Source organism: Streptococcus sp. HF-100 (assembly GCF_015594635.1).
In the GTDB taxonomy this organism is placed as follows: Bacteria; Bacillota; Bacilli; order Lactobacillales; family Streptococcaceae; genus Streptococcus; species Streptococcus vaginalis.
This window is the reverse complement of sequence record NZ_JADNQV010000005.1, coordinates 24,499-51,403: the sequence shown is the minus strand read 5'-3', so window position 1 is coordinate 51,403 and position 26,905 is coordinate 24,499. Positions and strand designations below refer to the sequence as shown.

The 26,905-nt window shown below is 37.4% G+C and carries 23 protein-coding genes and 1 pseudogene; 22 read left to right on the top strand and 2 right to left on the bottom strand.

Going from position 1 to position 26,905, the window contains the following annotated elements; translation table 11 throughout:
• Position 1: 1 nt before the first annotated feature.
• From IYQ23_RS05900 to glf, 14 genes are all read left to right on the top strand, one after another.
• On the top strand, positions 2-1,453 hold the full coding sequence (locus tag IYQ23_RS05900; RefSeq protein WP_195674368.1) for an LCP family protein: 1,452 nt from the start codon (positions 2-4) through the stop codon (positions 1,451-1,453).
• 2 nt (positions 1,454-1,455) lie between these two features.
• Entirely contained in the window at positions 1,456-2,187 is a 732-nt protein-coding gene (gene cps4B, locus IYQ23_RS05895; RefSeq protein ID WP_195674367.1) for a capsular polysaccharide biosynthesis protein Cps4B, read from the top strand.
• 8 nt (positions 2,188-2,195) lie between these two features.
• Positions 2,196-2,891 (top strand): CspC family polysaccharide chain length determinant protein, encoded by a 696-nt coding sequence (locus IYQ23_RS05890; protein WP_195674366.1) that lies wholly within the window; start codon positions 2,196-2,198, stop codon positions 2,889-2,891.
• A 12-nt stretch (positions 2,892-2,903) separates the two neighbouring features.
• On the top strand, positions 2,904-3,599 hold the full coding sequence (locus tag IYQ23_RS05885) for a tyrosine-protein kinase (RefSeq protein WP_003026604.1): 696 nt from the start codon (positions 2,904-2,906) through the stop codon (positions 3,597-3,599).
• Between the two features lie 22 nt (positions 3,600-3,621).
• Entirely contained in the window at positions 3,622-4,995 is a 1,374-nt protein-coding gene (locus IYQ23_RS05880) for a sugar transferase (protein ID WP_195674365.1), read from the top strand.
• Positions 4,996-5,032: 37 nt separating this feature from the next.
• Entirely contained in the window at positions 5,033-6,205 is a 1,173-nt protein-coding gene (gene cps2T, locus IYQ23_RS05875; protein WP_195674364.1) for a beta 1-4 rhamnosyltransferase Cps2T, read from the top strand.
• 3 nt (positions 6,206-6,208) lie between these two features.
• On the top strand, positions 6,209-7,375 hold the full coding sequence (locus tag IYQ23_RS05870; RefSeq protein WP_003031259.1) for a glycosyltransferase family 4 protein: 1,167 nt from the start codon (positions 6,209-6,211) through the stop codon (positions 7,373-7,375).
• The gene (locus IYQ23_RS05865) at positions 7,372-7,917 is read left to right on the top strand and encodes a serine acetyltransferase (protein ID WP_018543613.1); all 546 of its coding nucleotides are present in this window, start codon (positions 7,372-7,374) and stop codon (positions 7,915-7,917) included. The genes IYQ23_RS05870 and IYQ23_RS05865 overlap by 4 nt, the downstream gene beginning before the upstream one ends.
• Before the next feature lie 76 nt (positions 7,918-7,993).
• Complete coding sequence (locus IYQ23_RS05860) at positions 7,994-8,962, top strand: glycosyltransferase (RefSeq protein WP_018543612.1); 969 nt, start codon at positions 7,994-7,996, stop codon at positions 8,960-8,962.
• 10 nt (positions 8,963-8,972) lie between these two features.
• A complete protein-coding gene (locus IYQ23_RS05855) occupies positions 8,973-9,170 on the top strand; it encodes a hypothetical protein (protein WP_003031133.1) in 198 nt (65 codons plus the stop codon).
• Between the two features lie 89 nt (positions 9,171-9,259).
• Positions 9,260-10,315 carry a hypothetical protein gene (locus IYQ23_RS05850; protein ID WP_003031170.1) on the top strand — a complete coding sequence of 352 codons (1,056 nt, stop codon included), beginning with the start codon at positions 9,260-9,262 and terminating at the stop codon, positions 10,313-10,315.
• A 120-nt stretch (positions 10,316-10,435) separates the two neighbouring features.
• Positions 10,436-11,581 carry a polysaccharide polymerase gene (locus IYQ23_RS05845; protein WP_003031177.1) on the top strand — a complete coding sequence of 382 codons (1,146 nt, stop codon included), beginning with the start codon at positions 10,436-10,438 and terminating at the stop codon, positions 11,579-11,581.
• Positions 11,582-11,584: 3 nt separating this feature from the next.
• Complete coding sequence (locus IYQ23_RS05840; protein WP_049476457.1) at positions 11,585-13,000, top strand: flippase; 1,416 nt, start codon at positions 11,585-11,587, stop codon at positions 12,998-13,000.
• Positions 13,001-13,008: 8 nt separating this feature from the next.
• Positions 13,009-14,103: a UDP-galactopyranose mutase gene (glf, locus tag IYQ23_RS05835; RefSeq protein ID WP_049476458.1), complete on the top strand. Its 1,095-nt coding sequence runs from the start codon at positions 13,009-13,011 to the stop codon at positions 14,101-14,103.
• A gap of 549 nt (positions 14,104-14,652) precedes the next feature.
• Here the strand turns inward: glf and IYQ23_RS05830 are convergent.
• Positions 14,653-15,189 carry a histidine phosphatase family protein gene (locus IYQ23_RS05830; RefSeq protein WP_195674363.1) on the bottom strand — a complete coding sequence of 179 codons (537 nt, stop codon included), beginning with the start codon at positions 15,187-15,189 and terminating at the stop codon, positions 14,653-14,655.
• Positions 15,190-15,340: 151 nt separating this feature from the next.
• Here IYQ23_RS05830 and IYQ23_RS05825 point away from each other — a divergent pair, with 151 nt between their 5' ends.
• From IYQ23_RS05825 to IYQ23_RS05800, 6 genes are all read left to right on the top strand, one after another.
• Complete coding sequence (locus tag IYQ23_RS05825; RefSeq protein ID WP_195674362.1) at positions 15,341-17,905, top strand: SSURE domain-containing protein; 2,565 nt, start codon at positions 15,341-15,343, stop codon at positions 17,903-17,905.
• Positions 17,906-18,002: 97 nt separating this feature from the next.
• Positions 18,003-18,689 carry a response regulator transcription factor gene (locus IYQ23_RS05820; protein WP_195674361.1) on the top strand — a complete coding sequence of 229 codons (687 nt, stop codon included), beginning with the start codon at positions 18,003-18,005 and terminating at the stop codon, positions 18,687-18,689.
• 1 nt (position 18,690) lies between these two features.
• Positions 18,691-19,722, top strand: coding sequence for a sensor histidine kinase (locus IYQ23_RS05815; protein WP_126467841.1), 1,032 nt, complete (start codon positions 18,691-18,693; stop codon positions 19,720-19,722).
• A gap of 298 nt (positions 19,723-20,020) precedes the next feature.
• The gene (gene polA / locus IYQ23_RS05810; protein ID WP_195674360.1) at positions 20,021-22,666 is read left to right on the top strand and encodes a DNA polymerase I; all 2,646 of its coding nucleotides are present in this window, start codon (positions 20,021-20,023) and stop codon (positions 22,664-22,666) included.
• 166 nt (positions 22,667-22,832) lie between these two features.
• Positions 22,833-23,270 carry a CoA-binding protein gene (locus tag IYQ23_RS05805; protein ID WP_195674359.1) on the top strand — a complete coding sequence of 146 codons (438 nt, stop codon included), beginning with the start codon at positions 22,833-22,835 and terminating at the stop codon, positions 23,268-23,270.
• Positions 23,271-23,765 carry a kinase gene (locus IYQ23_RS05800; RefSeq protein WP_195674358.1) on the top strand — a complete coding sequence of 165 codons (495 nt, stop codon included), beginning with the start codon at positions 23,271-23,273 and terminating at the stop codon, positions 23,763-23,765. It begins immediately after the preceding gene.
• Between the two features lie 256 nt (positions 23,766-24,021).
• Here IYQ23_RS05800 and IYQ23_RS05795 read toward each other — a convergent pair whose 3' ends face one another.
• Complete coding sequence (locus tag IYQ23_RS05795; RefSeq protein ID WP_195674357.1) at positions 24,022-24,867, bottom strand: DUF975 family protein; 846 nt, start codon at positions 24,865-24,867, stop codon at positions 24,022-24,024.
• A 178-nt stretch (positions 24,868-25,045) separates the two neighbouring features.
• On the opposite strand from IYQ23_RS05795, the gene tgt reads away from it, so the two are divergent.
• The gene (tgt, locus tag IYQ23_RS05790; RefSeq protein ID WP_003026563.1) at positions 25,046-26,188 is read left to right on the top strand and encodes a tRNA guanosine(34) transglycosylase Tgt; all 1,143 of its coding nucleotides are present in this window, start codon (positions 25,046-25,048) and stop codon (positions 26,186-26,188) included.
• A pseudogene (locus IYQ23_RS05785) lies at positions 26,189-26,836 on the top strand (uridine kinase family protein). It begins immediately after the preceding gene.
• Positions 26,837-26,905: the final 69 nt, after the last annotated feature.

Here is a 26,905-nt window from a genome sequence, read left to right as displayed (position 1 = left end):
AATGGTCCAAAAAAGATCGCGCTCTTCTAAGAAGAAAAGCAATCGGATCTTAAATGTTGCTTTGCTAGTCATCTTTGCATTGTTAGCAGCATTGTTGATTTTTTCAATGTTCCGATATAACATTTTAGCCTTTCGGTACATGAATGCTTTGGTATCAATCTTGCTAGCAGTTGTAGCACTAGGGACTGGTTTTTTAATTTTTAGAAACAAAGCGCGTGTCACAACGACGATTATACTGATTTTAGCGATTCTGGCAAGTTCGGGTGCGATGTATGCGGTTAAAGAAGTGTTAGATTTGTCTAATGGCTTAAATTCAACATCCAACTACTCTGAATATGAAATGAGTGTAGTGGTACCGAAAAATAGCGATATCAAGGATATTAGCCAAGTCAAAAATGTTCTAGCACCAACGGCAAATGATGCAAATAATATCAAGGCATTGACAAATAACCTAGCGCAAACTAAAAAAGTGAACCTGACGGTTGACCAGTCATCTTCTTATCTGGCAGCCTATAAGTCTTTGATGAGCGGTGAAGCGAAGGCTATGGTGCTAAATAGCGTCTTTGAAAGTGTTATCGAAAACGAATATCCAGACTACGCTTCAAAAATTAAGAAAATCTATACTTACAAGATTAGTAAAAAGATTGGAAACGCTCAGTCACCAGCTACTAATAACGATGTCTTCAACATCTATGTCAGTGGTATTGATACTTATGGCCCCGTTTCATCTGTTTCTCGCTCTGATGTGAATATTATCATGACGGTGAATCGCAAGACGAAGAAAGTGTTGTTGACAACAACACCGCGTGATGCCTATGTGCCGATTGCTGATGGTGGTAACAATCAAAATGATAAATTAACGCATGCTGGTATTTATGGCGTGGAGGCGTCCATTCACACGTTGGAAAATCTCTACGGCATCAAAACGAATTATTATGTTCGTCTCAATTTCACTTCTTTCCTTAAACTCGTGGATTTGCTAGGTGGTATTGACGTTTATAATGATCAAGAGTTTACAAGCTTACACGGTAATTATCATTTTGGTGTAGGAGATGTTCATCTAAATTCTGAGCAGGCTCTAGGCTTTGTGCGAGAACGCTATTCATTGAGTGGTGGCGATAATGACCGTGGTAAAAACCAAGAAAAGGTCATTGCGGCTATTATTAAAAAATTGACTTCAACAAGTGCTTTGAAGAATTACAATGCTATTATTTCAGGACTACAAGATTCAGTTCAAACCAATATGAGTCTTGAAACCATGATGAGTCTAATCAACACGCAACTGGAATCTGGTGGTAGTTATACCGTGACTTCTCAGGCAGTTACAGGAGAAGGTCGGACGGACCTTCCGTCTTATGCCATGCCGGATGCCAATCTTTACATGATGGAGTTAAATCAAGATAGCTTGAATGCAGCCAAAACGGCAATTCAGAAAGTGATGGAAGGTAAATAAGATTGATCGATATTCATTCGCACATTGTGTTTGATGTGGATGACGGCCCCAAGACACGTCAGGACACACGAGAGCTTTTGACAGAGAGTTACCGTCAAGGAGTTCGAACGATTGTTTCAACGTCTCATCGTAGAAAAGGGATGTTTGAAACACCTGAAGAAAAAATCGCAGCAAACTTTCATGAAGTTCAGCAAATCGCTAAAGAAGTAGCAGATGATCTCACTATTTTGTATGGGGCTGAAATTTATTATACCAGCGATATTTTAGAAAAACTCGATAAGGAAATCATCCCAACTTTAGGCGGAACGAGTTATGCTTTAATTGAATTTAGTATGACGACACCATATAGGGAAATCCACAGCGCTTTAAACAATGTGCTCCGTTTAGGAATTACACCAGTTGTAGCTCATATTGAGCGTTATCATTGCTTGGAGAATGAAACGAAAAAAGTACAGGATTTGATTAACATGGGTTGTTATATGCAAATCAACAGCTCTAGCGTCCTCAAACCGAAGTTATTTGGTGAAAAGTATAAATTCATGAAGAAGCGGGCACAATTCTTTATGGAGCAGGATTTAGTGCACTTTGTGGCGAGTGATATGCACAATTTAGGTCCGCGCCCCCCTTATATGCAGGAGGCCTATCAAATTATCTCTAAAAAGTATGGCAAAGCATATGCTGATGCACTATTCCGCGAAAATCAAGAAATATTATTAAAAGACGACTTAATTTAGGAGAAGAAATGAAAAATCAAGATAATCAGACGGTGGAAATTGATGTTCTATCATTAGTTAAGATCCTGTGGAGACGAAAATTTCTCATCATTGTGACCGCTTTTGCAATGGCTATTGTTGCTTTAGGCTATAGTACCTTTATTATAAAGCCGAATTATACTAGTACAACTCGTATTTACGTTGTAAATCGACAAGCCAATGAAAATTCTACTCTTACCAATCAAGACCTTCAAGCTGGGACATACTTGGTAAAAGACTACAAAGAAATTATTTTATCTCAAGATGTGTTAGCAAAAGTGATTGATGACTTGAAGTTAAATGTACAACCAAGCGCATTAGCTAAAAAAATCAATGTCACTGTCCCAACGGATACGCGTATTGTGTCTATCGCTGTTTCAGATGGGGATGCCAAAGAAGCTGCGCGTATTGCTAATAGTTTGCGTCAAATTGCAGCTGAAAAAATTATTGCTGTTACCAAAGTATCCGATGTAACAACGTTAGAAGAGGCAGAAGTACCAAATTCCCCTTCTTCACCAAATATTAGACGCAATACTTTGATTGGTTTTCTTGCAGGCGGGGTTTTAATCTCAGTTGTGATTCTTGTCGTTGAAGTGTTAGATGACCGAGTGAAAAAGCCAGAAGATGTGGAAGAATCGCTGGGAATTACTCTTCTTGGAGTTGTGCCAAATATGAATAAACTATAAGAGGGGAAAATAATGCCGAGTTTAGAATTAGCTAAAAATAAAGAAAAAACGATAAAGAAAACAGAAGAATACTACAATGCCTTAAGAACTAATATTCAGCTTAGTGGGGATAATATTAAGGTCATTGCTGTCACTTCTGTACAGTCCGGTGAAGGGAAGTCAACGACTTCTACAAATCTAGCCATTGCTTTTGCACGTTCAGGATATAATACTTTACTAATTGACGCAGATATTCGTAACTCTGTCATGTCAGGGATTTTTAAAACGCGTGATAAAATCACAGGTCTGACAGATTATCTAGCTGGTGCGACAGATTTGTCAAACGGTTTATGCGAAACAAATATTGACAATCTATTTGTGATTGAAGCTGGACAAGTCTCCCCCAATCCAACAGCTTTATTGCAAAGTAAAAACTTTGGTATCATGATTGATATTCTCAGAAACCATTACGATTATATCGTTGTTGATACCCCACCGATTGGACTGGTCATTGATGCGGCTATCATTGCTCAAAAATGTGATGCTAGCGTTTTAGTCGTCGAGTCAGGAAATGTAAAACGGAAAACATTGCAAAAGGCAAAAGAACAATTAGAACAAACCGGGACGCCATTTTTGGGAGTTATTCTAAATAAATATGATACACAGTTAGAAAAATATGGCTCCTATGGAAATTATGGCAATTACGGAAATTACGGAAAGAAAAAGTAGAGATTAGCATTTAGGAGTAGGGATGTTTGAAAATAGAAATGAGTTTCAAAAAACAGGAATTGCTTTTATTCAACTAGTTGCAGTTTTTGTTGTGATTACAATCATAAATTTAATTTCAAACTTTAGTCTAACTAATAAAGAAATTGTGATGTTAATGTTGCTACATATTGTTGCTTTTTATATTAGTAATTATAACTATCATTTTTTTCAACGTGGCTATTTAATTGAATTTACCGAGACACTGAAATACAGTGCTTTTTATGCAGTCATTATCACATTCTCTTCTTTTATGCTGGGAGGCAACTTTTCATTATCCCGTAGCAATCTCATCTTTTTTATCTTGTTGAATGCTTTGGGTGTTTATTGCATTAATCTATTAATCAAGCAATATTATGCACGAGTACATCCAAGATTAAAAAGCAGTAAAAAAGTACTCATCATTACGGTTTCTAATCGTCTAGACAGAATTTTAAAGCAATTAACCGAAACACGCACATTTAATGAATGTATAGTAGCTATCTCAGTATTTGATAACTCGCGTTACCAACATCCGACAATTCAAACAATACCAAAAGAACGTCTCATCGAATTTGCAACTCGCTCTGTTGTAGATGAAGTTTTTATTAGCTTGCCGAGCGATTACTATTCCATTGAAGATTTGGTTGTTCAGTTTGAGAATATGGGAATCACCGTTAATGTGAATATTAACGCCTTGGATTTTCAAATTGGTGAGAAGAAGCTTCAAGAAATTGCTGGCTTTAGCGTGGTCACTTTTTCAACAAATTTCTACAATTATAGTCACATCATTGCTAAAAGAGTTTTGGATATCATTGGTTCTCTCTTTGGACTTCTTATATGTGGAATTGCAGCGCTTTTCCTAGTTCCAATGATTCGTAAAGATGGCGGACCAGCAATTTTTGTTCAAGAACGTGTTGGAAAAAACGGTCGGATTTTTAAATTTTACAAATTTCGCTCTATGTACGTAGATGCCGAGGAGCGCAAAAAAGAGCTGATGGCACATAATACTATGAGTGGTGGGATGTTCAAAATGGATGATGACCCACGGATTACGCCTATTGGAAAATTCATTCGGAAAACCAGTCTAGATGAACTACCGCAGTTTTATAATGTCCTCAAAGGCGATATGAGCCTTGTCGGAACACGACCACCTACCAAAGACGAATATGAGCAATACACACCAGAGCAAAAGCGGCGATTGAGCTTTAAACCAGGAATCACTGGCTTATGGCAAATCAGCGGTCGTAGTAGCATTACAGATTTTAACGAAGTCGTCAAACTGGATGTCGCTTATATTGACGGTTGGACCATTTGGTCAGATATTAAAATCTTACTCAAAACAATTAAAGTTGTACTAATGAAAGACGGAGCGAAGTAGTTCTACTTCCTCCTCTCTATTTATGATGGAAGAGAGAATGGGAAAAACAGTTTATATTATCGGTTCTAAAGGAATACCAGCTAAATATGGCGGATTTGAAACTTTTGTAGAGAAATTAACAGAGTTTCAAAAGGATAAAGACATTCAATATTATGTCGCTTGTATGCGTGAAAACTCAGCTAAGTCTAGAATCACAGAGGATGTTTTTGAACATAATGGTGCCACATGCTTTAACATTGATGTTCCGAATATTGGACCGGCTCGTGCAATCGCTTATGATATTGCTGCTCTCAACAAGGCAATTGAAATAGCAAAGAAAAACAAGGACGAAGCACCTATATTTTATATTCTAGCTTGCCGAATTGGTCCATTTATTTCAACTATAAAAAGAAAAATCAAAGCTCTTGGGGGCACTTTGATGGTTAATCCAGATGGACATGAGTGGCTGCGAGCTAAATGGAGTTTACCTGTTCGTAAATATTGGAAATATTCTGAGCGACTTATGGTGAAGCACGCAGACCTTTTGATTTGTGATAGTAAGAATATCGAAAAGTATATCCAAACGGATTATACTCATTATCAACCAAATACAACTTATATTGCTTATGGGACTGACATAACTAGATCACAACTGACATCCTCAGATGAAAAAGTGCGTTCTTGGTATGATGAAAAAGGTGTTCGTGAGAATGAATATTATCTTGTAGTTGGACGTTTCGTCCCAGAAAATAATTATGAAGCCATGATTCGTGGCTTTATGAAGTCTAACTCTAAGAAAGATTTTGTCTTGATTACCAATGTTGAGCAAAATAAGTTTTATGAGAAACTGCGTCAAGAGACTGGTTTTGACAAAGATCCACGTGTCAAGTTTGTTGGGACGGTTTATGACCAAGAGTTGCTCAAGTATATCCGTGAGCATGCTTTTGCTTACCTCCATGGTCATGAAGTTGGTGGAACTAATCCGTCTCTTTTAGAGGCACTAGCTTCTACAAAATTAAACCTCCTACTTGATGTCGGATTTAACCGTGAGGTCGGAGAAGATGGGGCAATGTATTGGAAGAAGGATGAACTAGCTCAGATTATTGATAAAGCAGAGCAGTTGGATAAAACAGCAATTGAAAAATTAGATCACCAATCAAGCCAACGAATCAATCAATCTTTTACTTGGGAGAAGATTGTTAGTGAGTATGAAAAGGTGTTTAAGGGATAGGTAATGAAGAGGATTTTATACTTACATGCAGGTGCAGAAATGTATGGAGCAGATAAGGTCTTATTAGAGTTAATTAAAGGACTGAATAAGCAAGAATTTGAAGCACATGTGATTTTACCAAACAAAGGTGTTTTAGTTGAAGCTTTGCGTCAAGTAGGTGCTAAAGTTGAAGTTATAGAATATCCTATTCTTCGCCGGAAATATTTTAATCCCAAAGGCATGATTGACTATATCCGCTCCTATCATCGCTATGCTAAAAAGATTGCCACTTATGCGAAACAACATCGGATTGACCTTGTTCATAATAATACAACGGCTGTTTTGGAAGGAATTTACCTCAAACGGAAGTTGAAGTTGCCTCTTTTATGGCATGTTCATGAAATCATTGTTAGACCTAAATTTGTTTCTGATTTCATTAATATGCTAATGGGACGATATGCTGATAGAATTATCACAGTTTCAGAAGCAGTTGCAAATCATGTATTGGCATCTCGTTTTGTGAATAAAGAGCAAATTTCTGTCATTTACAATGGAGTGGATAATGCTACTTATTATCCAAAAGATAATCAGTCTATTCGGGAACAATTTGAGATTGATCAGACTTTCATGGTTATTGGAATGATAGGACGCGTGAATGCATGGAAAGGTCAGAATGATTTTTTAGATGCAGTAATTCCGATTTTGAAAGGTAACTCTAACATAGTAGCTTTCCTAGCAGGGAGTGCGTTTGAGGGTGAAGAATGGCGCGTGCAAGAGTTGGATGCAAGAATTGCTTCCTTACCAGTAGCTGAACAGATTAAGCGTATTGATTATTACGCTAATACGAATGAGCTATATAATATGTTTGACATTTTTGTGCTTCCAAGTACCAATCCAGATCCGCTACCAACAGTAGTGCTAGAAGCAATGGCATGTGGAAAGCCAATTGTAGGCTATCGACATGGTGGTGTTTGTGAAATGGTAGAAGAAGATATCAATGGTTTGTTAGCGAAACCAAATGATTCTGAAGCTTTATCTCGACTTATTCAGAATTTAATAGATAATCCAGAAAAAATCAGCGAATTTGGACAAGCTTCGATGAAACGTCAGAAAGAGATGTTTTCTCTGGAGAGCTATGTAAAAAATTTTTCTTATATATATATTGAGTTATTGAAAGGGAAAACTGTATGAGAGATGAAAAACTAAAGGCTGATAAATATAGATGGGGAAACCGAAAATTTTTATGGTACTTACCACAGTACAGATTCCTGTTTTTAAAAAGAAAATGTGAGGCATATAGATTAAATTTCCGATTTTTATTTTATATTTTTCGCTTTCTATATGAAAGATATAAAATCAAATATATGATGGATATTCCAGCAAGAGTAAGAATTGGGAAAGGCCTAAGAATTGAACATATTGGTAATATCGTTATAAATCCTAATGTAATTATTGGAGAAAATGTAACTCTGTTAAATGGTGTTTTAATTGGCTCTCAAAGTAGAGGAGCTAGGGAAGGGACTCCAACTATTGGAAATTCTGTATGGATTGGGACAAATGCTGTTGTTGTTGGTAAAATTAATATTGGAAATAATGTATTAATAGCACCCGGGGCATTTGTTAATTTTGATGTACCAGATAATACCATAGTATTAGGTAATCCTGGAAAGATAATACCAAAATCTGATGCTACAAAAGGATATATAATAAATTCAATATATGAAAATGAATAGATAGATTGTATTCTAAAAAATTACTTTTGTTAATGTAAATGTTTTAAATTAGGAATAATTATAGGTTAAAAAATATATGGACATCCAGCTTAGTGTAATTATACCAGTATATCAAGTTGAAAATTATTTGAGTCGTTGTATTGAGAGTGTATTAGTCCAAGATTATGATTCTTATGAGATTATTTTGGTTGATGATGGCAGCACTGATTCTTCACCGATAATTTGTGATGACTATGCTCAACAATTTGAACATATATCAGTTATACATAAAGAAAATGGTGGACTTTCTGATGCACGTAATGTTGGTATTCAACATGCAAAAGGCAAATACATTTTTTTCTTAGATTCAGATGATTGGATTATTAAGACCATGTTTAATGATATGAAAGATATTATTTTATCTTCTAACTATGATATTATTCAGTTTGGAGTTCAAAAAGTTTATACAGAAGCGGATATTAGAAGAGAATATTTATTCAAGGAACATCTATTTATAGGACACGAATCTTTAGAAAGTATGTTAAGGTCTCAAGAAATTACTAGTTTTTCTACGGATAAATTGTATCGGAAAGAATTATTTGTGGTTAATGATATTGAATTCCCTAAAAATGCATATTATGAAGACTTAGGTACGATTTATAAGTTGCTTTTAGTTTCTCAAAAAGTGTATTATACTAATCAAATTTATTATTGTTATTTTATGAAAAATGAGAATGCAATTACTAAAACTTGGTCAGATAAAAAGTTTAAAGATATGTTCCGATTTTTTCAGGACATTTATCATGTATCAACAAAGGTATTAGATGATGACAATCGTATCTCTAAAGCATATTATAATAATGGGCTTGTCTATTTACTTATGAAACTATATGAAGAAAACAAGGAAGATAGTAAAGTTTGTAAAACTATCTTAAGAGAGCTGAAATTGTATAGGATTTCTCCGTTTCAATTAAAAGAGTATCCTAATTATATTAAATATTTATTTTATAGATTACATATTTTGAAATTATCAGCTAAGATAAAAATTTTGATAAAGAATAGATAGAGATAATAATATGATTAGAAAAAAATTTTTATTATTGTTTGAACAAATTGATACATTTGAGCAATTTGTTGCAAGTAATATCACTATAGATAGTGTGGAAGTATCTACTCCATATAAGCAAGTGGGGAATTCTTGTATGCATAACATAAGAGCCATATTAAAAAGAATTCCTGGTTACTTTTTTTATAAATATTGGTTAGAAGATTGATCGAAAAGTTAGAAATTTCAAAATTGTTGGTGAACTATTTTGAAATTCGTTTCCAGATGAGTCTAATTCTGAGATATAAAGGAGAGAAAATGAAGTACTATTTACAAGAAAATTTTATACAGAACGCCGATATAAAAAATGCAGGTAATAAAGCAAGAAATGATGTTAATAAGATTTTACAATTAGAAGGCTACCAACCACTTTATTTACAATCTGAAAACTGGCATCAAATGAGCCTATTACAAGCACAGGTTTATAAGTACAAGCTTCTTAAGCAAACCTTTTCTCAGATAACAGAAGGCGACTGTCTAGTCATTCAATTTCCTATGATTCATCATAGTCTTCTTTTTGCTTCATTAATAAAGTTTGTTCAGAAAAAAGGAGGTAGAGTATTTTTATTAATTCATGATTTGGAACAATTAAGAACTTTCAGAGATAGAAATACAGCACTTCGACATAAAATAAGAATTAAGGTATTGGAAAGTAAACCTTTAGATTTAGTAGATGGTATCATTGCTCATAATGATATGATGAAATCTGTTCTTGTAAATAAAGGTATCTCTTCTAATAAAATCGTTAGTCTAAGAATTTTTGACTATCTTATTCCAAATTTTAAAAAGCCGGAATGTCTGAAAAAAGATTCCCCAATTATTATTGCAGGTAATTTATCCTTTAAAAAAGCGGGATATATTTATAACTTGCCCACTTCCCCAGCTTATCATTTGTATGGTGTTGGATTTGATGAAACACAGAAATTACCAAATGAAACTTATTTTGGCTCATTTTTACCAGATGATCTTCCGTCAGTTCTCAGAGGAAGTTTTGGTCTCGTATGGGATGGGGATAGCGCAGAAACATGTAGTGGAGTATTTGGTAATTATTTAAAGTACAACAATTCTCATAAGGCATCTCTATACCTTGCAGCAGGTTTTCCAGTAATTGTTTGGAACAGATCTGCTTTATCTCAATTTATTCTAAAAAACAACTGTGGGATTGCAGTTGAGTCACTTCAAGAACTAAATAAGGTACTTGCAGAATTAACCGAAGCTGAATACGAGACTATGATAAAAAATGTGAGTGAGGTTGGGAGAAAAATTAGAGATGGTTATTTTTTAAAAACAGCATTAAAATGTTTGATTAAATAATTAGATATGATGTTATTTAAAATTTTCAAAATATTCTTTAGATAAGATTGATTTTATAACAGAATGACAAACATAGATTTTTAAAATAATTAAGTTTTTTAAGAGGACGGAAAAGGTCAAATGTTAAAAGTGAAATTTGATAATTTACTAATAGGGATTGTATTAGCTATTGTTATAGTATGGGACACACTCAATACAACAGTATTAAATAGAACTTTACCACAATTGCCAATTGGACTACTATTTCTTGTTGTTCTGATTTTATGTATTCGTTTTAGATTTATAAAGAACATACCTTTGTATTATATCATCATTGCGCCGATTTTATTATTTTCTGGAATAGAGGTCTATTGTTCCACAGGAAAAGCTGATTTTTTACTTTACTCGCTATTAATTGTCTTACTTTTGAATGCAAAGATTGAGAGTATTTTAAAAATATATGTTATTTTTGTAGGAAGTGTTGTTTTACTGGTTGTATTTTTATCTTTTCTTGGTATAATTCCCAATTTACAATTTGTCCAAGAGCGCTTATCAGGAACTGTTGTACGAAATTCATTTGGTTTTATTTATCCAACAGACTTTGCTTCTCATTGTTTTTATCTTTTTCTAGCTATTTCTTATTTGTTAAAAGATAAAATAATATGGATACGTAGTATTATAGGTCTTCTTCTTTCTTATTTTGTTCTTAAATATTGTGATGCTCGTTTAAATGCTCTCTCTATTTTTATTGCTACATTAATCTTTTTATTTTTTTATTATATGAAGAATACGAAGCTGAAAGTTTATGCTATTTTACCCTTTTCTGTTCCAATTTTATCTTCATTAATGTATTATTTAAGTTCGCGGTTTACTTGGGCAAGTCCATTTTATGTATTGGTGAATAATTTAATGAGTATGAGACTGCATTTAGGTAAAGAAGCTCTATCAAAATATGATTTACATTTATTTGGAACAAAAGGGATTCAATTTATTGGATATGGAGGTTCGACAGAATCGGTTTACAGTTATAATTATGTGGACTCTTCTTATATACAAATGCTATTTACCTATGGCATATTTCCATTAATTATACTTATTATTTTATATGTTCTACAGTCTTGGAAGTCATATAAACAAGGGAATTATTTGTTGTTAGCAATTTTATCTTTGGTATCCGTAAACTGTATGATTGAAGCATTTTGGATTCGACCATCCTATGATATATTTATGTATATAATGTTTGCTTCAATTACTTTTCCAAAAAAGGAAAGTGAACTTGAGGATTAATACATGAAAATATTAAAAAATTACGCTTATAACTTCTCCTATCAGTTACTGGTCATCATCCTTCCGATACTGACTACTCCATATGTAACACGGATTTTCTCGTCTGAGGATTTAGGAACTTATGGTTATTTTAATTCAATTGTGACCTACTTCATCTTACTAGCAACTTTAGGAGTAGCGAATTATGGTACGAAAGAGGTTTCTGCAAATCGAAAGAATATTCAGCCGACTTTCTGGGGAATATATAGTTTGCAAGTAGTTGCAGCATTTATTTCTATAGTTCTTTATCTTCTTCTTTGTTGGAGTGTTCCAAGTATGCAGAATCCTGTTGCTTACATTTTAGGATTGAGCTTGTTGTCAAAAGGCCTTGATATTTCTTGGCTTTTTCAAGGTTTGGAAGATTTTCGTAAGATTACCATTCGGAATATTACAGTTAAACTTTTAGGGATCCTATCAATCTTTTTATTTGTGAAAACACCAAATGATTTATATTTATATGTTTTTCTTTTGACAGGATTTGAACTACTTGGTCAGCTCAGTATGTGGTTGCCAGCAAAGGAATTTATTGGGAAACCACATTTCGATGTTGTACATGCAAAAGAACATTTAAAACCAGTTATTCTGTTGTTTTTACCTCAAATTGCCATCTCGCTATATGTGACGCTAGATCGAACTATGCTAGGCGCTTTATCTTCAACTAAGGATGTGGGAATTTATGATCAAGCCTTAAAAATCATAAATATATTACTAACAATTGTAACTTCTCTTGGCAGTGTGATGCTTCCTCGTGTTTCAAGTTTGCTGTCTTCAGGTGATTATAAAGCAGTTAATAAAATGCATGAAATGTCTTTCTTGATTTATAATTTGATTATTTTCCCAATTATTGCAGGGATGTTAATTGTAAATAAAGATTTTGTCAATTTCTTTTTAGGGAAGGACTTTCAAGAAGCACGAGTGGCTATTGATATTATGATTGCACGGATGTTCTTTATTGGTTGGACAAATATTATGGGAATTCAGATTTTAATACCTCATAATAAAAATCGAGAGTTTATGTTGTCAACTACAATTCCTGCTTTTGTAAGCGTTGGATTAAACTTACTTTTAATTCCTTCTTTGGGATTTATTGGAGCGTCAATTACATCGGTTCTGACAGAGGCACTCGTTTGGGTTATTCAATATTACTATACTCGTTCATACCTCAAAGAAGTACCGATTTTATCATCAATGCTAAAAATCATTTTGTCCTCAAGCTTGATGTATATAATTTTATTATTATTGCAACCATTACTAAAATTTTCGTCTGTTGTGAATGTCGGAATTTATGGTATATTAGGGGCTGTCTTTTATATAAGTTTTATATTAGTGTTCCGAGTTGTTAATATAAAAGAATTAAAAGAACAATTTTTGAAAAAATAGGAGTTATTATGTACGATTATCTAATTGTTGGTGCTGGTTTATCTGGAGCAATTTTTGCTTATGAGGCAGCCAAGCGTGGTAAAAAAGTAAAGGTGATTGATAAGCGAGATCACATCGGTGGGAATATCTATTGTGAAAATATTGAAGGCATCAATGTTCATAAGTATGGTGCGCATATTTTTCATACTTCAAATAAACGAGTTTGGGATTATATAAATCAATTTGCAGAATTTAATAATTATATTAATTCTCCTATTGCTAACTATAAAGGTAAATTGTACAATTTACCTTTCAATATGAATACCTTTTATGCTCTTTGGGGAACGAAGACACCTCAAGAAGTTAAGGATAAAATTGCAGATCAGACTAAAGATTTACAAAATGTTGAACCGCAAAATTTGGAAGAACAAGCGATTAAATTGATTGGTCCTGATGTTTACGAAAAGTTGATTAAAGGCTATACTGAAAAGCAATGGGGACGTTCTGCGACAGAATTACCACCATTTATCATTAAACGTTTACCAGTACGTTTAACTTTTGATAATAATTACTTCAACGACCGTTATCAAGGAATTCCAATCGGTGGTTATAATGTTATCGTTGAAAATATGCTTGAAGGTGTTGAAGTTGAGCTTGGAGTAGATTTTTTTGTCAATCGCAAAGAGTTGGAAGCATCTGCTGATAAGATTGTCTTTACAGGTATGATCGACCAATATTTTGATTATAAGCATGGTGAATTGGAATATCGTAGTCTTCGTTTTGAGCATGAAGTTTTAGATGAAGAAAATCATCAAGGGAATGCAGTCATCAATTATACAGAGCGTGAAATTCCTTATACTCGTATCATTGAACACAAACATTTTGAATATGGAACACAAGAAAAAACAGTTATCACGCGAGAATATCCAGCTAATTGGAAGCGTGGAGATGAGCCATATTATCCAATCAATGATGAGAAAAACAATGCTATCTATAATAAGTATTTAGAAGAAGCAAAAAAGAACGATAATGTTATCTTTTGTGGGCGTTTAGCCGATTACAAATATTATGATATGCATGTGGTTATTGAACGAGCTTTGGAAGTAGTGGAGAAAGAATTCTAAGATAGAGTCAACTAATTTTCATTATTTTCTTGGTTTAACTTTATTCTATTTTTCCACCTAACCCTAGCACACGAATGAAGCTTTCGCATTTTAGGAAAGTGTCTCATTTGCGTGCTTTTTGTTGCTTAAAAAGAGAAAAAAGAATATAGATAAAATTGTTGAAAACAGGTGTAACTATATTTATCTTAAAATGAGAGCATGTGGGAGGGATTGTATGGACTAAGAACATTTTTTGTGGATAACGATTAGTTCATATTGTTATTTCTATTTAGTTTATTGTCTGGTCGTAGACAAGAGATTGTTTCGTGAGATTCGAGAGACAGATTTTCGACCGATTGATGAGCATGTTTCGATGCCAGAAACAAATACTTTTGGACGGGGAGTAATGCATTTTCATGGAAGAAACGAACGCGAAAGAAACTGTATAAGAATTTGAGGTGATTGGAAAATCATTTGTCAAATAAAAATTCCTAAACTAAATAGGAATGGTTTAGGAGTTTCACTAGTGAAAAAATAATTTGTGACTGATAGATAAAGTTGATTCGAATCTTACTGCAAGTAAACTTTTTCATCTTTTAATATTAAAATAGCGGGCATGGGCAGTTGTTTCCAAAAATCATAATGGATTTGTCCATCAAAATAGCTGAGCAGGATACAAATCAGATTGCCGTGAGAACTGATGATGATGTGTTCATCTTGGTGATTTTCTTCTAATTTTTGCAGAAATGCTAGAGCTCGTTTTTGAGCCATGAGGTTCGATTCGCCACCCGGTAGAGAACTGTCAGGATTTTGCCAAAGTTGCTTGAGTGTAGTTTCAAATGTTTGGTCGGAAACCTGCTGACTGCTTAGTTTTCGTTCAATCAATCGCTTATCAAGTTGAATCGGAAGCCCAAAGGTTAGTGCCAAAGGCTCAATCGTTTCAATTGCTCGTTGGTAAGGACTAGAATAAATAGCAGAGATTGGCTTATTCTCTAGTATTTTTAATTGTGAGAGGGAAGCGAGTCCCTTTTGTGACAAAGGGCGTGTCCATTCGTCAGGTGTGTAAGTCGAATGTGCATGGCGGACAAAATAATAGGTGTTGTTCATGTAATCTAGTATATCACAACATGTGAAAATTCTATAAATAAGCAAGAAATAATGCTTATTTAAGAAAAACTTTAACTTTGTCTTACGGATAGTTAATAAGAGCTTGGTAAACTTTAATCAACCATTAAAAATAATCAAAGGAGTAAATAATATGGTTGACAAAAATCATCGTCCAAATCATGAAAGATATACCAAATGGTCTATTCGCCGCCTGAGTGTGGGTGTAGCTTCGGTTGTTGTAGCAAGTGGGTTCTTTATTCTCATTAGTAATCCTGTAAATGCACAAGTTGGTACGCAAAACAAGGTGGTCACGACAGCCCCGTCAAATAGTCCAACAGAATCTGGGAAATCCATACTTGATTCGAAAGTAGGACAATCTGAAAAACCAACAGCTGACAAGAAAGAAACGCCAGATGCAACTAAGCCCTCACAAGATTTGTCTGGCAGAACAACTCAAACACCAGATAAAAAGGTGCAAGAAAAACAAGAAGTTACAAAAGAAAACAAAATAGGCAAATCCATTGCAGAAGCTGCGAAAAAAATCCAAAAGGCGTCAGAAACAGTTGTAAAAGAAGCAACTCCAAAAGCGCAAGAAGATCCATCTCTTGCTCAAGCTAAGCAATCTGTAACGGACAATATCAAGGGCAGTACAGATGTTCCTGCTTCCTTCTTACAAAACGCGAACCACCCCGGTCCCTTTACGGCAGGCGTGAACGAAGTCATTCCGTATGAACTCTTCGGTGGTGATGGTATGCTGACACGTCTCTTGTTGAAATCTTCAAATGGCGCCCCATGGTCAGATAACGGCACGGCAAAACACGCTGGCTTACTACCTTTTGCCAACATTCCAAAAGGTAAATATTTCTATCAAGTGTCACTCAATGGTAATGCGGCCGGCAAACAAGGCAAAGTTCTCTTGGATCAACTGAAAGCGAACGGCACACACAGTTATACCGCAACCGTCACAGTTTACGGTGCAACTAAGGATGGTAAGGCAGACTTGAACAATGTTATCGCAACACGTCAAGTAAATCTGAATTTGAATGGTCAAAAAGCGCAAGAAGATCCATCTCTTGCTCAAGCTAAGCAATCTGTAGCGGATAATATCAAGGGCAGTACAGATGTTCCGGCTTCTTTCCTAGCCAATGCGAACCACCCTGGTCCCTTTACAGCAGGGGTGAATGAAGTCATTCCGTACGAACTCTTCGGTGGTGACGGGATGTTAACACGTCTCTTGTTGAAATCCTCAGACGGTGCACCGTGGTCAGATAACGGCACGGCAAAACACGCTGGCTTACTACCCTTTGCCAACATTCCAAAAGGCAAATATTTCTACCAAGTATCACTCAATGGTAATGCGGCCGGCAAACAAGGCAAGGCCCTCTTGGATCAATTGAAAGCGAACGGTACTCATACTTACACTGCGACTGTTAAGGTTTACGGTGCAACTAAGGATGGTAAAGCAGACTTGAAGAATGTCATCGCAACACGTCAAGTAAATCTGAATTTGAATGGTCAAAAAGCGCAAGAAGATCCATCTCTTGCTCAAGCCAAACAATCCGTTTCTGACAGCATCAAGGGCAGTACAGATGTTCCGGCTTCCTTCCTAGCCAATGCGACCCACCCTGGTCCCTTTACGGCAGGCGTGAACGAAGTCATTCCGTATGAACTCTTCGGTGGTGACGGTATGCTGACACGTCTCTTGTTGAAATCTTCAAATGGCGCCCCATGGTCAGATAACGGCACGGCAAAACACGCTGGCTTACTACCCTTTGCCAACATTCCAAAAGGTAAATATTTCTACCAAGTATCACTCAATGGTAATGCGGCCGGCAAACAAGGCAAGGCCCTCTTGGATCAATTGAAAGCGAACGGTACTCATACTTACACTGCGACTGTTAAGGTTTACGGTGCAACTAAGGATGGTAAGGCAGACTTGAACAATGTTATCGCAACACGTCAAGTAAATCTGAATTTGAATGGCACTACGACCGTTGACCAAGTGAAAAAATCCGTAGTAGACAACATCAAAGATAAAATTGATGTTCCAGCAAGCTACTTGAAAAATGCAGTCTTTCCAGGACCATTTACGGCTGGTGTTAACCAAGTCATTCCGTATGAGCTCTTCGGTGGTGACGGTATGTTAACACGTCTCTTGTTGAAATCCTCAGACGGCGCCTCATGGTCAGATAATGGTAAAGCAAACCATGCAGGTCTCCTACCACTTGCAGGTTTAGAAAAGGGGCAATATTTCTATCAAGTTTCACTAGATGGTAATGCAGCAGGTAAACAGGATAAAGCTTTATTAGACCAACTAAAAGCTAATGGTACGCATTCTTATAAAGCGACTGTTACAGTGTATGGAGCAACCAAAGATGGCAAAGCGGACTTGAAGAATGTCATTGCGACGAAATCTGTGACGATTAACCTAAAAGGTGAAAAGAAAGCGGACCCTAAAGGACAATCTCAACAAGGTCAAAATGATCAGGTACAAAACCAAGGTAAAAAAGCAGATCATGACGGAAGCAAGCATTCAAATAAAGGTGGCACACCTTCTGCAACAACTTCAAAAGGTGGACAAGCTACAGCAAGCAAAAAATCGCTTCCTAATACAGGTCAAAAATCCTCTCTTGGCTTGACAGTCCTAGGACTTCTTGGATTAAGTGCAGCAGCTATTTTAGCACTCGTTGGCATGAAACGCAGAGAAAAGAAGTAATTCTCGCATTTGTGAGCAATAACGCTTGAATCAAGTATAGAAATAGTGTTATACTTTTCCGTGGTATAACACTATTTTTCACAATAGAGGTAAGAAAATGACGAAGAGAATTTTGTTAGTAGATGATGAAGTAGAGATTACCGAGATTAACAAGCGTTATTTAATACAGGCAGGTTATGAAGTCAATGTGGCGCATGATGGGCAGGAAGCTTTGGAGCTTTTTAAGAAATATCCGATTGATTTGATTGTCACCGACATTATGATGCCCAACATGGACGGGTATGATTTGATTGGCGAAGTGCAGTATCTTGCTCCGGAGCAACCTTTCCTTTTTATCACTGCTAAAACATCTGAACCGGATAAAATTTATTCCCTCAGTATGGGAGCGGATGATTTTATTACCAAACCTTTCAGTCCGCGGGAGTTGGTGTTGCGGGTGCATAATATCTTGCGGCGCATTCACCGCAGTGTGGGAGCAGATGAAAAACTCCAACTAGGGGATTTAGAGATAAATCATGCAACGCGCGAAGTGACAGTGCACGGACAATCGTTGATGATGACCATTAAATCTTTTGAGTTGCTATGGATTTTGGCCAGCAATCCTCAGCGGGTCTTTTCTAAGACAGAATTGTATGAGAAAGTCTGGCAAGAAGATTTTGTAGATGATACAAATACGTTGAATGTTCACATTCATGCCTTGCGGCAAGATTTAGCAAAATACAGTACAGAAAAAACACCCACGATTAAGACTGTTTGGGGACTGGGCTATAAGATAGAGGTGTAAGATGAAATTAAAGCACTTTATTATTGTGGGATACCTCATTTCCACAACGATCACGGTTGTTGCCATTATCTGGTCTGTCAACACCATGCTGATTTCAAAAAGTGATATTTATTTTATTATTGGTATTAGCATTCTGGCTAGTATTACAGGGGCATTGGTTAGCCTTTTGCTGTTGAGCCGTGTCTTTCTTTCTTTGGATAAATTAAAACAACTCATAAAAGGAATCTCTGACAAGAAATTTGAAACGGTGAACGACATTAAAAATCCTACTGAATTTAAAGAGCTGGCAGATGCCTTTAATAATATGTCAAGAAACTTGCAAAGTACCTTTACTTCGTTGGAAGAAAGTGAGAAGGAAAAGGGTTTGATGATTGCTCAGCTCTCACACGATATTAAAACGCCTTTAACATCCATTCAGGCAACTGTCGAAGGAATGTTGGATGGTGTGATTGCGGCAGATGAGCAGCAGTATTATCTCAAAACCATCAGTCGGCAGACCGATCGGTTGAATAAGCTGGTCGAGGAGCTAAGTTTTATCACTCTGAATACGATGAATCAGCCAGATGTACCGCTTGAAAAAGAAGAGATTTTCCTTGATAAGCTCTTGATTGATATTATGTCGGAGTTCCAATTGGTGATTGATAAAGAAGACCGAGATATTCAGATTTCGGTGCAGCCAGAATCAGCCAAAATCGTGAGTCATTATGATAAGCTGTCACGGATTATTCTCAATCTGGTCAGCAATGCTTTTAAGTATTCAGAAGCAGGCACTAAGCTTACTATTGATGCGGCGGTTGACAATAAGCGCTTGACTTTAACGGTGGCAGATGAAGGTCAGGGCATTAAGTCAGAGGATTTGGAGAAAATATTTAAACGACTTTATCGGGTAGAATCTTCTCGCAATATGAAAACTGGCGGGCACGGTCTAGGGCTCTATATTGCACGTGAATTGGCACGCCAATTGGGTGGTGATATTTTCGTGCAAAGTGAGTATGGACAAGGTAGCAGTTTTTCGCTTGTATTAGATTTATAAAATGAAAGTGAGATAGACTAGAAAAATGAACATTTCCGGTTTATCTCATTCTTTATTTTTATTAGTTAGTTTGCAGTCTTTGAAAAATCCGATCTTTCCTACTGTATGGCACATGCTCCGAAGGCTGTCCAAGAAGCAGCTACGTATGTAGTGGATCACTTTGCAGATGCGGTGAAACATTTGGAGAAATTGTTGTATCAAAATAGTATAAAGGCTTAAGAAAATTTTCTTAGGCTTTTTGTGTGCTACCACTATCCTTAATCAAAAAATTTTTTTGGTTTCATGTTATAATAAACCTATGGAAAACAAGAATAAATTACTGTTGATTGACGGCTCGTCCGTCGCTTTTCGTGCTTTTTTTGCACTGTATAATCAAATTGACCGTTTTAAGAGTCCGTCTGGGCTTCACACTAATGCCATTTACGGCTTTCATCTTATGTTGAATCACTTGATAGAACGTGTACAGCCGACTCATATCTTGGTGGCATTTGATGCGGGGAAGACCACCTTTCGGACAGAGATGTATGCTGATTACAAGGGCGGTCGGGCTAAAACACCAGAGGAATTTCGTGAACAGCTGCCTTTTATTCGCGAAATGCTAGATAAGCTGGGCATTCGCTATTACGATTTGGATCAGTATGAAGCGGATGACATTATCGGAACTTTGGATAAAATGGCTGAAAACACAGCTGTTCCCTACGATGTGACAATCGTAAGCGGAGATAAGGATCTAATCCAGTTGACCGATGACAATACCGTTGTGGAAATTTCCAAAAAGGGTGTGGCTGAGTTCGAGGAATTCACACCAGCCTACCTCATGGAAAAAATGGGAATTACGCCAACCCAGTTCATTGATCTCAAAGCTCTTATGGGTGATTCTTCGGACAATATCCCTGGTGTGACGAAAATCGGTGAGAAAACGGGACTCAAGCTTCTCTTGGAATACGGCTCTCTGGAAGGCATTTATGACAACATTGACCAAATGAAGCAGTCTAAGATGAAGGAAAATCTCATCAATGACAAGGACATTGCTTTCTTGTCTAGAACACTTGTTACCATTGATACCCAAGCTCCCATCGAAATCGGTTTGGAAGATATCCTCTATCAAGGTCCGAATATCAAACAATTAAGCAGATTCTATGATGAAATGGGCTTTAAGCAATTTAAGCAAGCGCTAGAAGCGGAAGTAGGGCCAGAAAAGGCGGCTGACATTGCTTTTGAGGAAGTGACGGAAGTCCGTCCAGAAATGCTCAGTAAAGATGATTTTTTCTACTTTGAAATGTTGGGTGACAATTACCACATTGACGAGATGGTGGGCTTTGCTTGGGGGACTGCACAGCAGATTTATGCTAGTCAGGACATCAGTTTCTTGCAGCAACCAATTTTCAAAGAATTTTTGGAAAACACAGCCCTCAAGGTTTATGATTTTAAACGCTCCAAGGTCTTGCTCAGTCGCTTAGGCATTGAGCTTTCGCGACCTGCATTTGATAGCCGTTTAGCTAAGTACCTTCTTTCAACTGTTGATAACAATGAAATCGCAACAATTGCTGACCTTTATGGCAAGACCAAACTCGCCGAAGATGAGGCGGTTTATGGGAAAGGCGCTAAGCGGGCACTGCCTGAAAAAGCTATTTTATTGAGCCATTTAGCCAGAAAAGTCACAGTTCTCGTTGAAACGGAAAAGCCTATGACAGACTTGCTGCGCCAGCATGACCAGCTTAATCTGCTGTACGAAATGGAGCAACCTTTAGCCTTTGTGCTGGCTAAAATGGAGATTGCTGGTATCAAAGTAGAGCGCGAAACATTGCAAACCATGCAGGCTGAAAATGAGAGAATTCTGACTCGGCTAACTCAGGAAATCTATGACTTAGCAGGGGAAGAGTTTAACATTAACTCACCTAAACAGTTGGGGGGTATTCTCTTTGAAAAACTAGGTTTGCCAACGTCTTTTACTAAGAAAACCAAAACGGGCTACTCTACGGCAGTAGATGTATTGGAACGTTTGGCACCAATCGCGCCAATTGTGGAAAAAATTCTGGACTATCGGCAAATTGCTAAGATTCAATCAACCTATGTCATGGGGCTACAGGACTGGATTTTGGCGGACGGAAAGATTCATACTCGCTATCTTCAAGATTTGACTCAGACAGGACGACTATCAAGTGTTGACCCTAATCTGCAAAATATTCCAATTCGCCTAGAGCAAGGGCGCTTGATTCGGAAAGCTTTTGTGCCAGAGTGGGAGAACAGTGTCTTACTTAGCTCTGATTATTCGCAAATTGAGTTGCGGGTTTTGGCGCATATTTCAGGTGATGAACATCTGATTGAGGCATTCAGACACGGAGCGGACATTCACACTTCGACAGCCATGCGGGTTTTTAATATCGAAAGACCAGAAGATGTGACACCAAATGACCGCCGCAATGCCAAAGCTGTCAACTTTGGTGTTGTTTACGGAATCTCTGACTTTGGACTTGCCAACAATCTGGGTATTAGTCGTAAGGAAGCGAAGTCCTATATTGATACTTATTTTGAGCGCTATCCAGGTATCAAGAATTATATGGAAAATGTAGTGCGAGAGGCACGAGACAAGGGCTATGTAGAAACTCTCTTTCACCGTCGTCGGGAGATCCCAGATATCAATTCTCGTAACTTCAATATCCGAGGATTTGCAGAACGAACAGCAATCAATTCGCCTATTCAGGGCAGTGCAGCTGATATTCTCAAAATTGCTATGATTCGACTGGATCAAGCTCTGACAGATGGGAATTTTAAAACCAGAATGCTATTGCAAGTTCATGACGAAATTGTGCTGGAAGTACCTGAAAACGAACTGACCGCTATCAAAACGCTGGTCAAAGACATCATGGAATCTGCCATTGAACTTGTTGTACCCTTGAAAGCGGACGAAAGTGCTGGCAAAACCTGGTATGAAGCGAAGTAGAATCAAAAGTCCCCCAAAGAGCTATATCATTCTGATTTTTTAGCTGTGTTCAGTTCAGATCAGAAACTTTCAAGGCAAATACATCAACTTTATAAAATATTTGTGTTTCTGGTTCAAAAAGGGACGGTATGGCTCACGATACATGAAAGATTACGGAGAAAATTTTATGACCTATCATTTCCAAAATCCCAGCGATGGGGTTATCAAACAGTATTTAAAAAATAGCAAGGTGATTGCGGTTGTTGGCTTGTCGGATCGTGAGGAGGCAACCAGCCATCGTGTATCCAAAGAGATGCAAGAACGGGGCTATCGGATTGTTCCGGTCAATCCCCGAGCAGCCAGTGGTCAGATTTTAGGAGAAACCGTCTATGCTAGTCTCAAGGACATTCCTTTCTCGGTGGATATTGTTGATGTCTACCGTCGTAGTGAGTTTTTGCCAGATGTGGCGCGTGATTTTCTGCAAGTGAATGCTAAGATTTTCTGGGCACAATTGGGCTTGGAAAATGAAGAAGCCGAGCAAATCCTTCGTGCAGTTGGGCACGATGATATTGTCATGAACCGCTGTATCAAGCGGGAGCATACCCGTCTAATTTTTGGAGAATAAATGGCAACATTGGTGATTATCAGAGGTAATTCTGGTTCAGGAAAAACGAGTCTGGCAAAGAAATTGCAAGAGTATTATGGACGAAGGACACTTGTCATTTCTCAAGATGTCGTTTGCCGTGACATGCTAAAAGAAAAAGTCGGGCCGGACAATTTGTCAATCTCTTTGACGGCAACCATTGCCCGTTATGGCTATGAGCGAGATTTGTTGGTTATCGTTGAAGGATTTTATGAAACAGACATTTACAGGCAAATGCTAGAAGAACTGCGTGACCTCTTTTATCCAAAAGTTCTGTCTTACTATTATGATTTGACTTTTGAAGAGACAGTTCGTCGCCACCAAACCAGGAGCAAGAAAGCAGATTTTAGTCCAGCCGACATGAAACGTTGGTGGAAAGAACGTGATTTCTTAGGTTGGGAAGCAACAACTTTTACAGATCAAGATTCACTGGAAGATGCCTTTCAAGAAATTTCTAAAAAAATCAATTTGTTCTAAAAATTAAGTTTGGTTTAAGCTAACTTGGTTATACTATATTTATCAAATGAAGACCTCCTAACTTTGTTTGATAGAAATCCTAAACTTTTTCATAATAATCTCCCTAATAAAGTCACTCAATTGGTGGCTTTTTTGTGTAGAGTTTATGGTATTTCCTGAGGGCGACTTATGTAAAGTGAATTGAAAGCAACTTAAAAGACCTGAACAACTGTCCAAGTCTTTGTGAGGTTAATTTTATTTTTCAGAGTTAGAAAAACTAAGAGAAAATCGGAGGTTGTTCTTTTTCCTTTCTGACAGCTTCATAGAAAAGAGTCTGAGCTGTATAAACGTAGGGATAAACATAAATAGAAGCAATTCCAAAGGTAATGGCACTTAGCAAGTACCAACCGATAAAGGTTAAATCAAGAACAAATCTCTTGCCCTTATAACCTTTCATCATCTGACGACTCGCACGGATTACTTTAAAGGCGCCATCGTAGCTATTGTTTTCTAAACTGTCACAGAGGATAAATTCCACTTGAGAATAGGCATAGTACTGAGGGAGTGCAATCAGAACGCCTATAATCATCAAGAGAAAACCGATAAGAATGTAGAGCAACAATGTTCCAATAGTTGTCTGAAGTGCAACATTTTGTGAAATATCTTGAGAATTGGGGAGGAGTTTAATGATACTAAAACTAGCAAGAATCATCATACCGCTCCCAATCCAGACGAAAAGATTCCATAGAAATAGTAAAATACGCTTGAGCAAAAGTGTCATGAAAACAGGACCAATTATTTTACTGTCAAAAGTCCGAATGGAATCTGTAAAATGCACCTCTTGTCGTTTTCCACGAATGACTTCCAGTAAGGTCCAAAAGGCAGCAGTTAAAAAGAAAGATACGATAAAACTAATCGCTACTGGGAACAATGAGCGATTGATCCCGTGGACAACCGTATTTTGGATACCATATTGTAAGATATTATTGGACAAGGTGTCTGAAGAATAATTGTAAACAACGGAAACAATCGCAGTCACAATTGGCACTAAAAAGAGTGCGTAGATTCCCTTGGTTTGGCGCTGGATACGACGAGCTTCTGCTCGCAATTCACTTAAGTTCATATTTGCCTCCTATATTGAAAAATATTATACCATATTCTTCTAAGAGAAAGAAAAGTTTTTATCTACTTTATCTTTCTTCCTTTTTTTGATAAAATCATACAGGATGTTGTGAGTCAAATGAATTCACACACTGTAAAATGAAGGTCTGGGACTGTTTTTCCCAGTATCGGAGGTAAAAATGTCAGATTCACCGATTCAATATCGTTTGATTAAAAAAGAGAAGCATACAGGTGCTCGTTTGGGAGAAATTATCACGCCGCATGGCACTTTTCCAACTCCCATGTTTATGCCGGTTGGAACCCAGGCGACCGTCAAGACCCAGTCGCCAGAAGAACTCAAAGAAATGGGTTCAGGGATTATTTTATCCAATACCTACCATCTCTGGTTGCGGCCGGGTGATGAGCTGATTGCGCGTGCTGGTGGACTTCATAAATTTATGAACTGGGATCAGGCTATTCTGACAGACAGCGGTGGTTTTCAAGTTTATTCCTTGGCAGACAGCCGTAACATCACCGAAGAAGGGGTGACCTTCAAGAATCACCTGAACGGCGCAAAAATGTTTCTCTCCCCAGAAAAGGCCATTTCTATTCAAAACAATCTAGGCAGTGACATCATGATGTCCTTTGATGAATGCCCGCAGTTCTATCAACCGTACGATTATGTCAAGAAATCCATTGAGCGGACCAGCCGCTGGGCAGAGCGTGGACTCAAAGCGCATCGCCGTCCGCATGACCAGGGTCTCTTTGGGATTGTGCAGGGTGCTGGTTTTGAAGATTTGCGCCGCCAGTCAGCCCATGATTTGGTTAGTATGGATTTTCCAGGATATTCTATTGGTGGTTTAGCTGTAGGTGAATCTCATGAAGAGATGAATGCCGTATTGGACTTTACAACTCCGATGCTGCCTGAAAACAAGCCTCGCTATCTCATGGGAGTTGGAGCGCCAGACAGTCTGATTGACGGGGTAATACGTGGTGTGGATATGTTTGACTGCGTGCTACCAACACGAATTGCCAGAAATGGTACCTGCATGACCAGTGAGGGGCGTTTGGTCGTGAAAAATGCTCAATTTGCAGAGGATTTCACACCGCTCGATCATAACTGTGATTGCTACACCTGCAAAAACTATACGCGCGCTTATCTTCGTCATTTGCTCAAGGCTGATGAAACCTTTGGACTCCGCCTAACCAGCTATCATAATCTCTATTTCCTCATCAATCTGATGAAAAATGTCCGCCAAGCCATTCTAGATGACAATTTGCTTGAATTTCGTGAAGATTTCATCGAGCGCTATGGTTACAATCATTCAAAGAGGAATTTCTAGATGAATCACGGTGAGAAGTCGTTAGTAGAAGTAGTCAAGAATTATTTGCTGGATGGGAAAAAACATACGCTTGCGATTTACGGACACGGTGCTTCTGGAAAATCTACTTTTGCCAAACGTTTAGTAGAAAGTCTGGGGCGAGAGCGAGTTAATCTGCTTGTGGCTGATCCTTATATAATAGACGGGGAATATCGTGACTTGCTGGCGGTTAAAGAATTTCCTGAGCAAAAAGTGACAGCCTGTCTTCCAGTGGCTCATGAATTGAAGAGCTTGGAACGTGATATAAGAGCTTTGCAATCTGGCTGCGATATAGTGACGATTGACTAGCCTTGGGCACCAAGTCAGCGACTTTCAGCGGAAAAACCAATTCTAATTGTGGAAGGCATGTCAGTTGCTTTTCTGCCGAAAGAATTGTTTGATTTGTCCATTTGTTTTTACACCGATACAGCGACGGAATTAGAGCGCCGCTTGGCTCGAGATACAGCCGTTCGAGGTCGCGATGTGCACTGGATTCGGCAAGCGCACACCAGCCGCCGCCAGCAATATGAACACTACTATAAAATGTATCAGGAAGAGGCTGATTTTCTCATCAGCCAGACTGAAGAGGGCTTTGGAATAGATAAAATAAGCAATGGACTTGGAAAATAAAATTCCAGGTCTTTTGTTTTTTTGGCTTATTTTTTGGTAAAATAGAATAAAATAGATTTTATAGCAACG

Coding starts and splice junctions, on each gene's coding strand:
- IYQ23_RS05820 (WP_195674361.1), top strand. CDS start 18,003: ATGACGAAGAGAATTTTGTTAGTAGATGATGAAGTAGAGATTACCGAG.
- glf (WP_049476458.1), top strand. CDS start 13,009: ATGTACGATTATCTAATTGTTGGTGCTGGTTTATCTGGAGCAATTTTT.
- IYQ23_RS05805 (WP_195674359.1), top strand. CDS start 22,833: ATGACCTATCATTTCCAAAATCCCAGCGATGGGGTTATCAAACAGTAT.
- IYQ23_RS05870 (WP_003031259.1), top strand. CDS start 6,209: ATGAAGAGGATTTTATACTTACATGCAGGTGCAGAAATGTATGGAGCA.
- IYQ23_RS05815 (WP_126467841.1), top strand. CDS start 18,691: ATGAAATTAAAGCACTTTATTATTGTGGGATACCTCATTTCCACAACG.
- IYQ23_RS05850 (WP_003031170.1), top strand. CDS start 9,260: ATGAAGTACTATTTACAAGAAAATTTTATACAGAACGCCGATATAAAA.
- IYQ23_RS05840 (WP_049476457.1), top strand. CDS start 11,585: ATGAAAATATTAAAAAATTACGCTTATAACTTCTCCTATCAGTTACTG.
- IYQ23_RS05795 (WP_195674357.1), bottom strand. CDS start 24,867: ATGAACTTAAGTGAATTGCGAGCAGAAGCTCGTCGTATCCAGCGCCAA.
- IYQ23_RS05900 (WP_195674368.1), top strand. CDS start 2: ATGGTCCAAAAAAGATCGCGCTCTTCTAAGAAGAAAAGCAATCGGATC.
- tgt (WP_003026563.1), top strand. CDS start 25,046: ATGTCAGATTCACCGATTCAATATCGTTTGATTAAAAAAGAGAAGCAT.
- IYQ23_RS05885 (WP_003026604.1), top strand. CDS start 2,904: ATGCCGAGTTTAGAATTAGCTAAAAATAAAGAAAAAACGATAAAGAAA.
- IYQ23_RS05825 (WP_195674362.1), top strand. CDS start 15,341: ATGGTTGACAAAAATCATCGTCCAAATCATGAAAGATATACCAAATGG.
- IYQ23_RS05830 (WP_195674363.1), bottom strand. CDS start 15,189: ATGAACAACACCTATTATTTTGTCCGCCATGCACATTCGACTTACACA.
- IYQ23_RS05855 (WP_003031133.1), top strand. CDS start 8,973: ATGATTAGAAAAAAATTTTTATTATTGTTTGAACAAATTGATACATTT.
- cps2T (WP_195674364.1), top strand. CDS start 5,033: ATGGGAAAAACAGTTTATATTATCGGTTCTAAAGGAATACCAGCTAAA.
- IYQ23_RS05890 (WP_195674366.1), top strand. CDS start 2,196: ATGAAAAATCAAGATAATCAGACGGTGGAAATTGATGTTCTATCATTA.
- IYQ23_RS05800 (WP_195674358.1), top strand. CDS start 23,271: ATGGCAACATTGGTGATTATCAGAGGTAATTCTGGTTCAGGAAAAACG.
- polA (WP_195674360.1), top strand. CDS start 20,021: ATGGAAAACAAGAATAAATTACTGTTGATTGACGGCTCGTCCGTCGCT.
- IYQ23_RS05860 (WP_018543612.1), top strand. CDS start 7,994: ATGGACATCCAGCTTAGTGTAATTATACCAGTATATCAAGTTGAAAAT.
- IYQ23_RS05865 (WP_018543613.1), top strand. CDS start 7,372: ATGAGAGATGAAAAACTAAAGGCTGATAAATATAGATGGGGAAACCGA.
- IYQ23_RS05845 (WP_003031177.1), top strand. CDS start 10,436: ATGTTAAAAGTGAAATTTGATAATTTACTAATAGGGATTGTATTAGCT.
- IYQ23_RS05880 (WP_195674365.1), top strand. CDS start 3,622: ATGTTTGAAAATAGAAATGAGTTTCAAAAAACAGGAATTGCTTTTATT.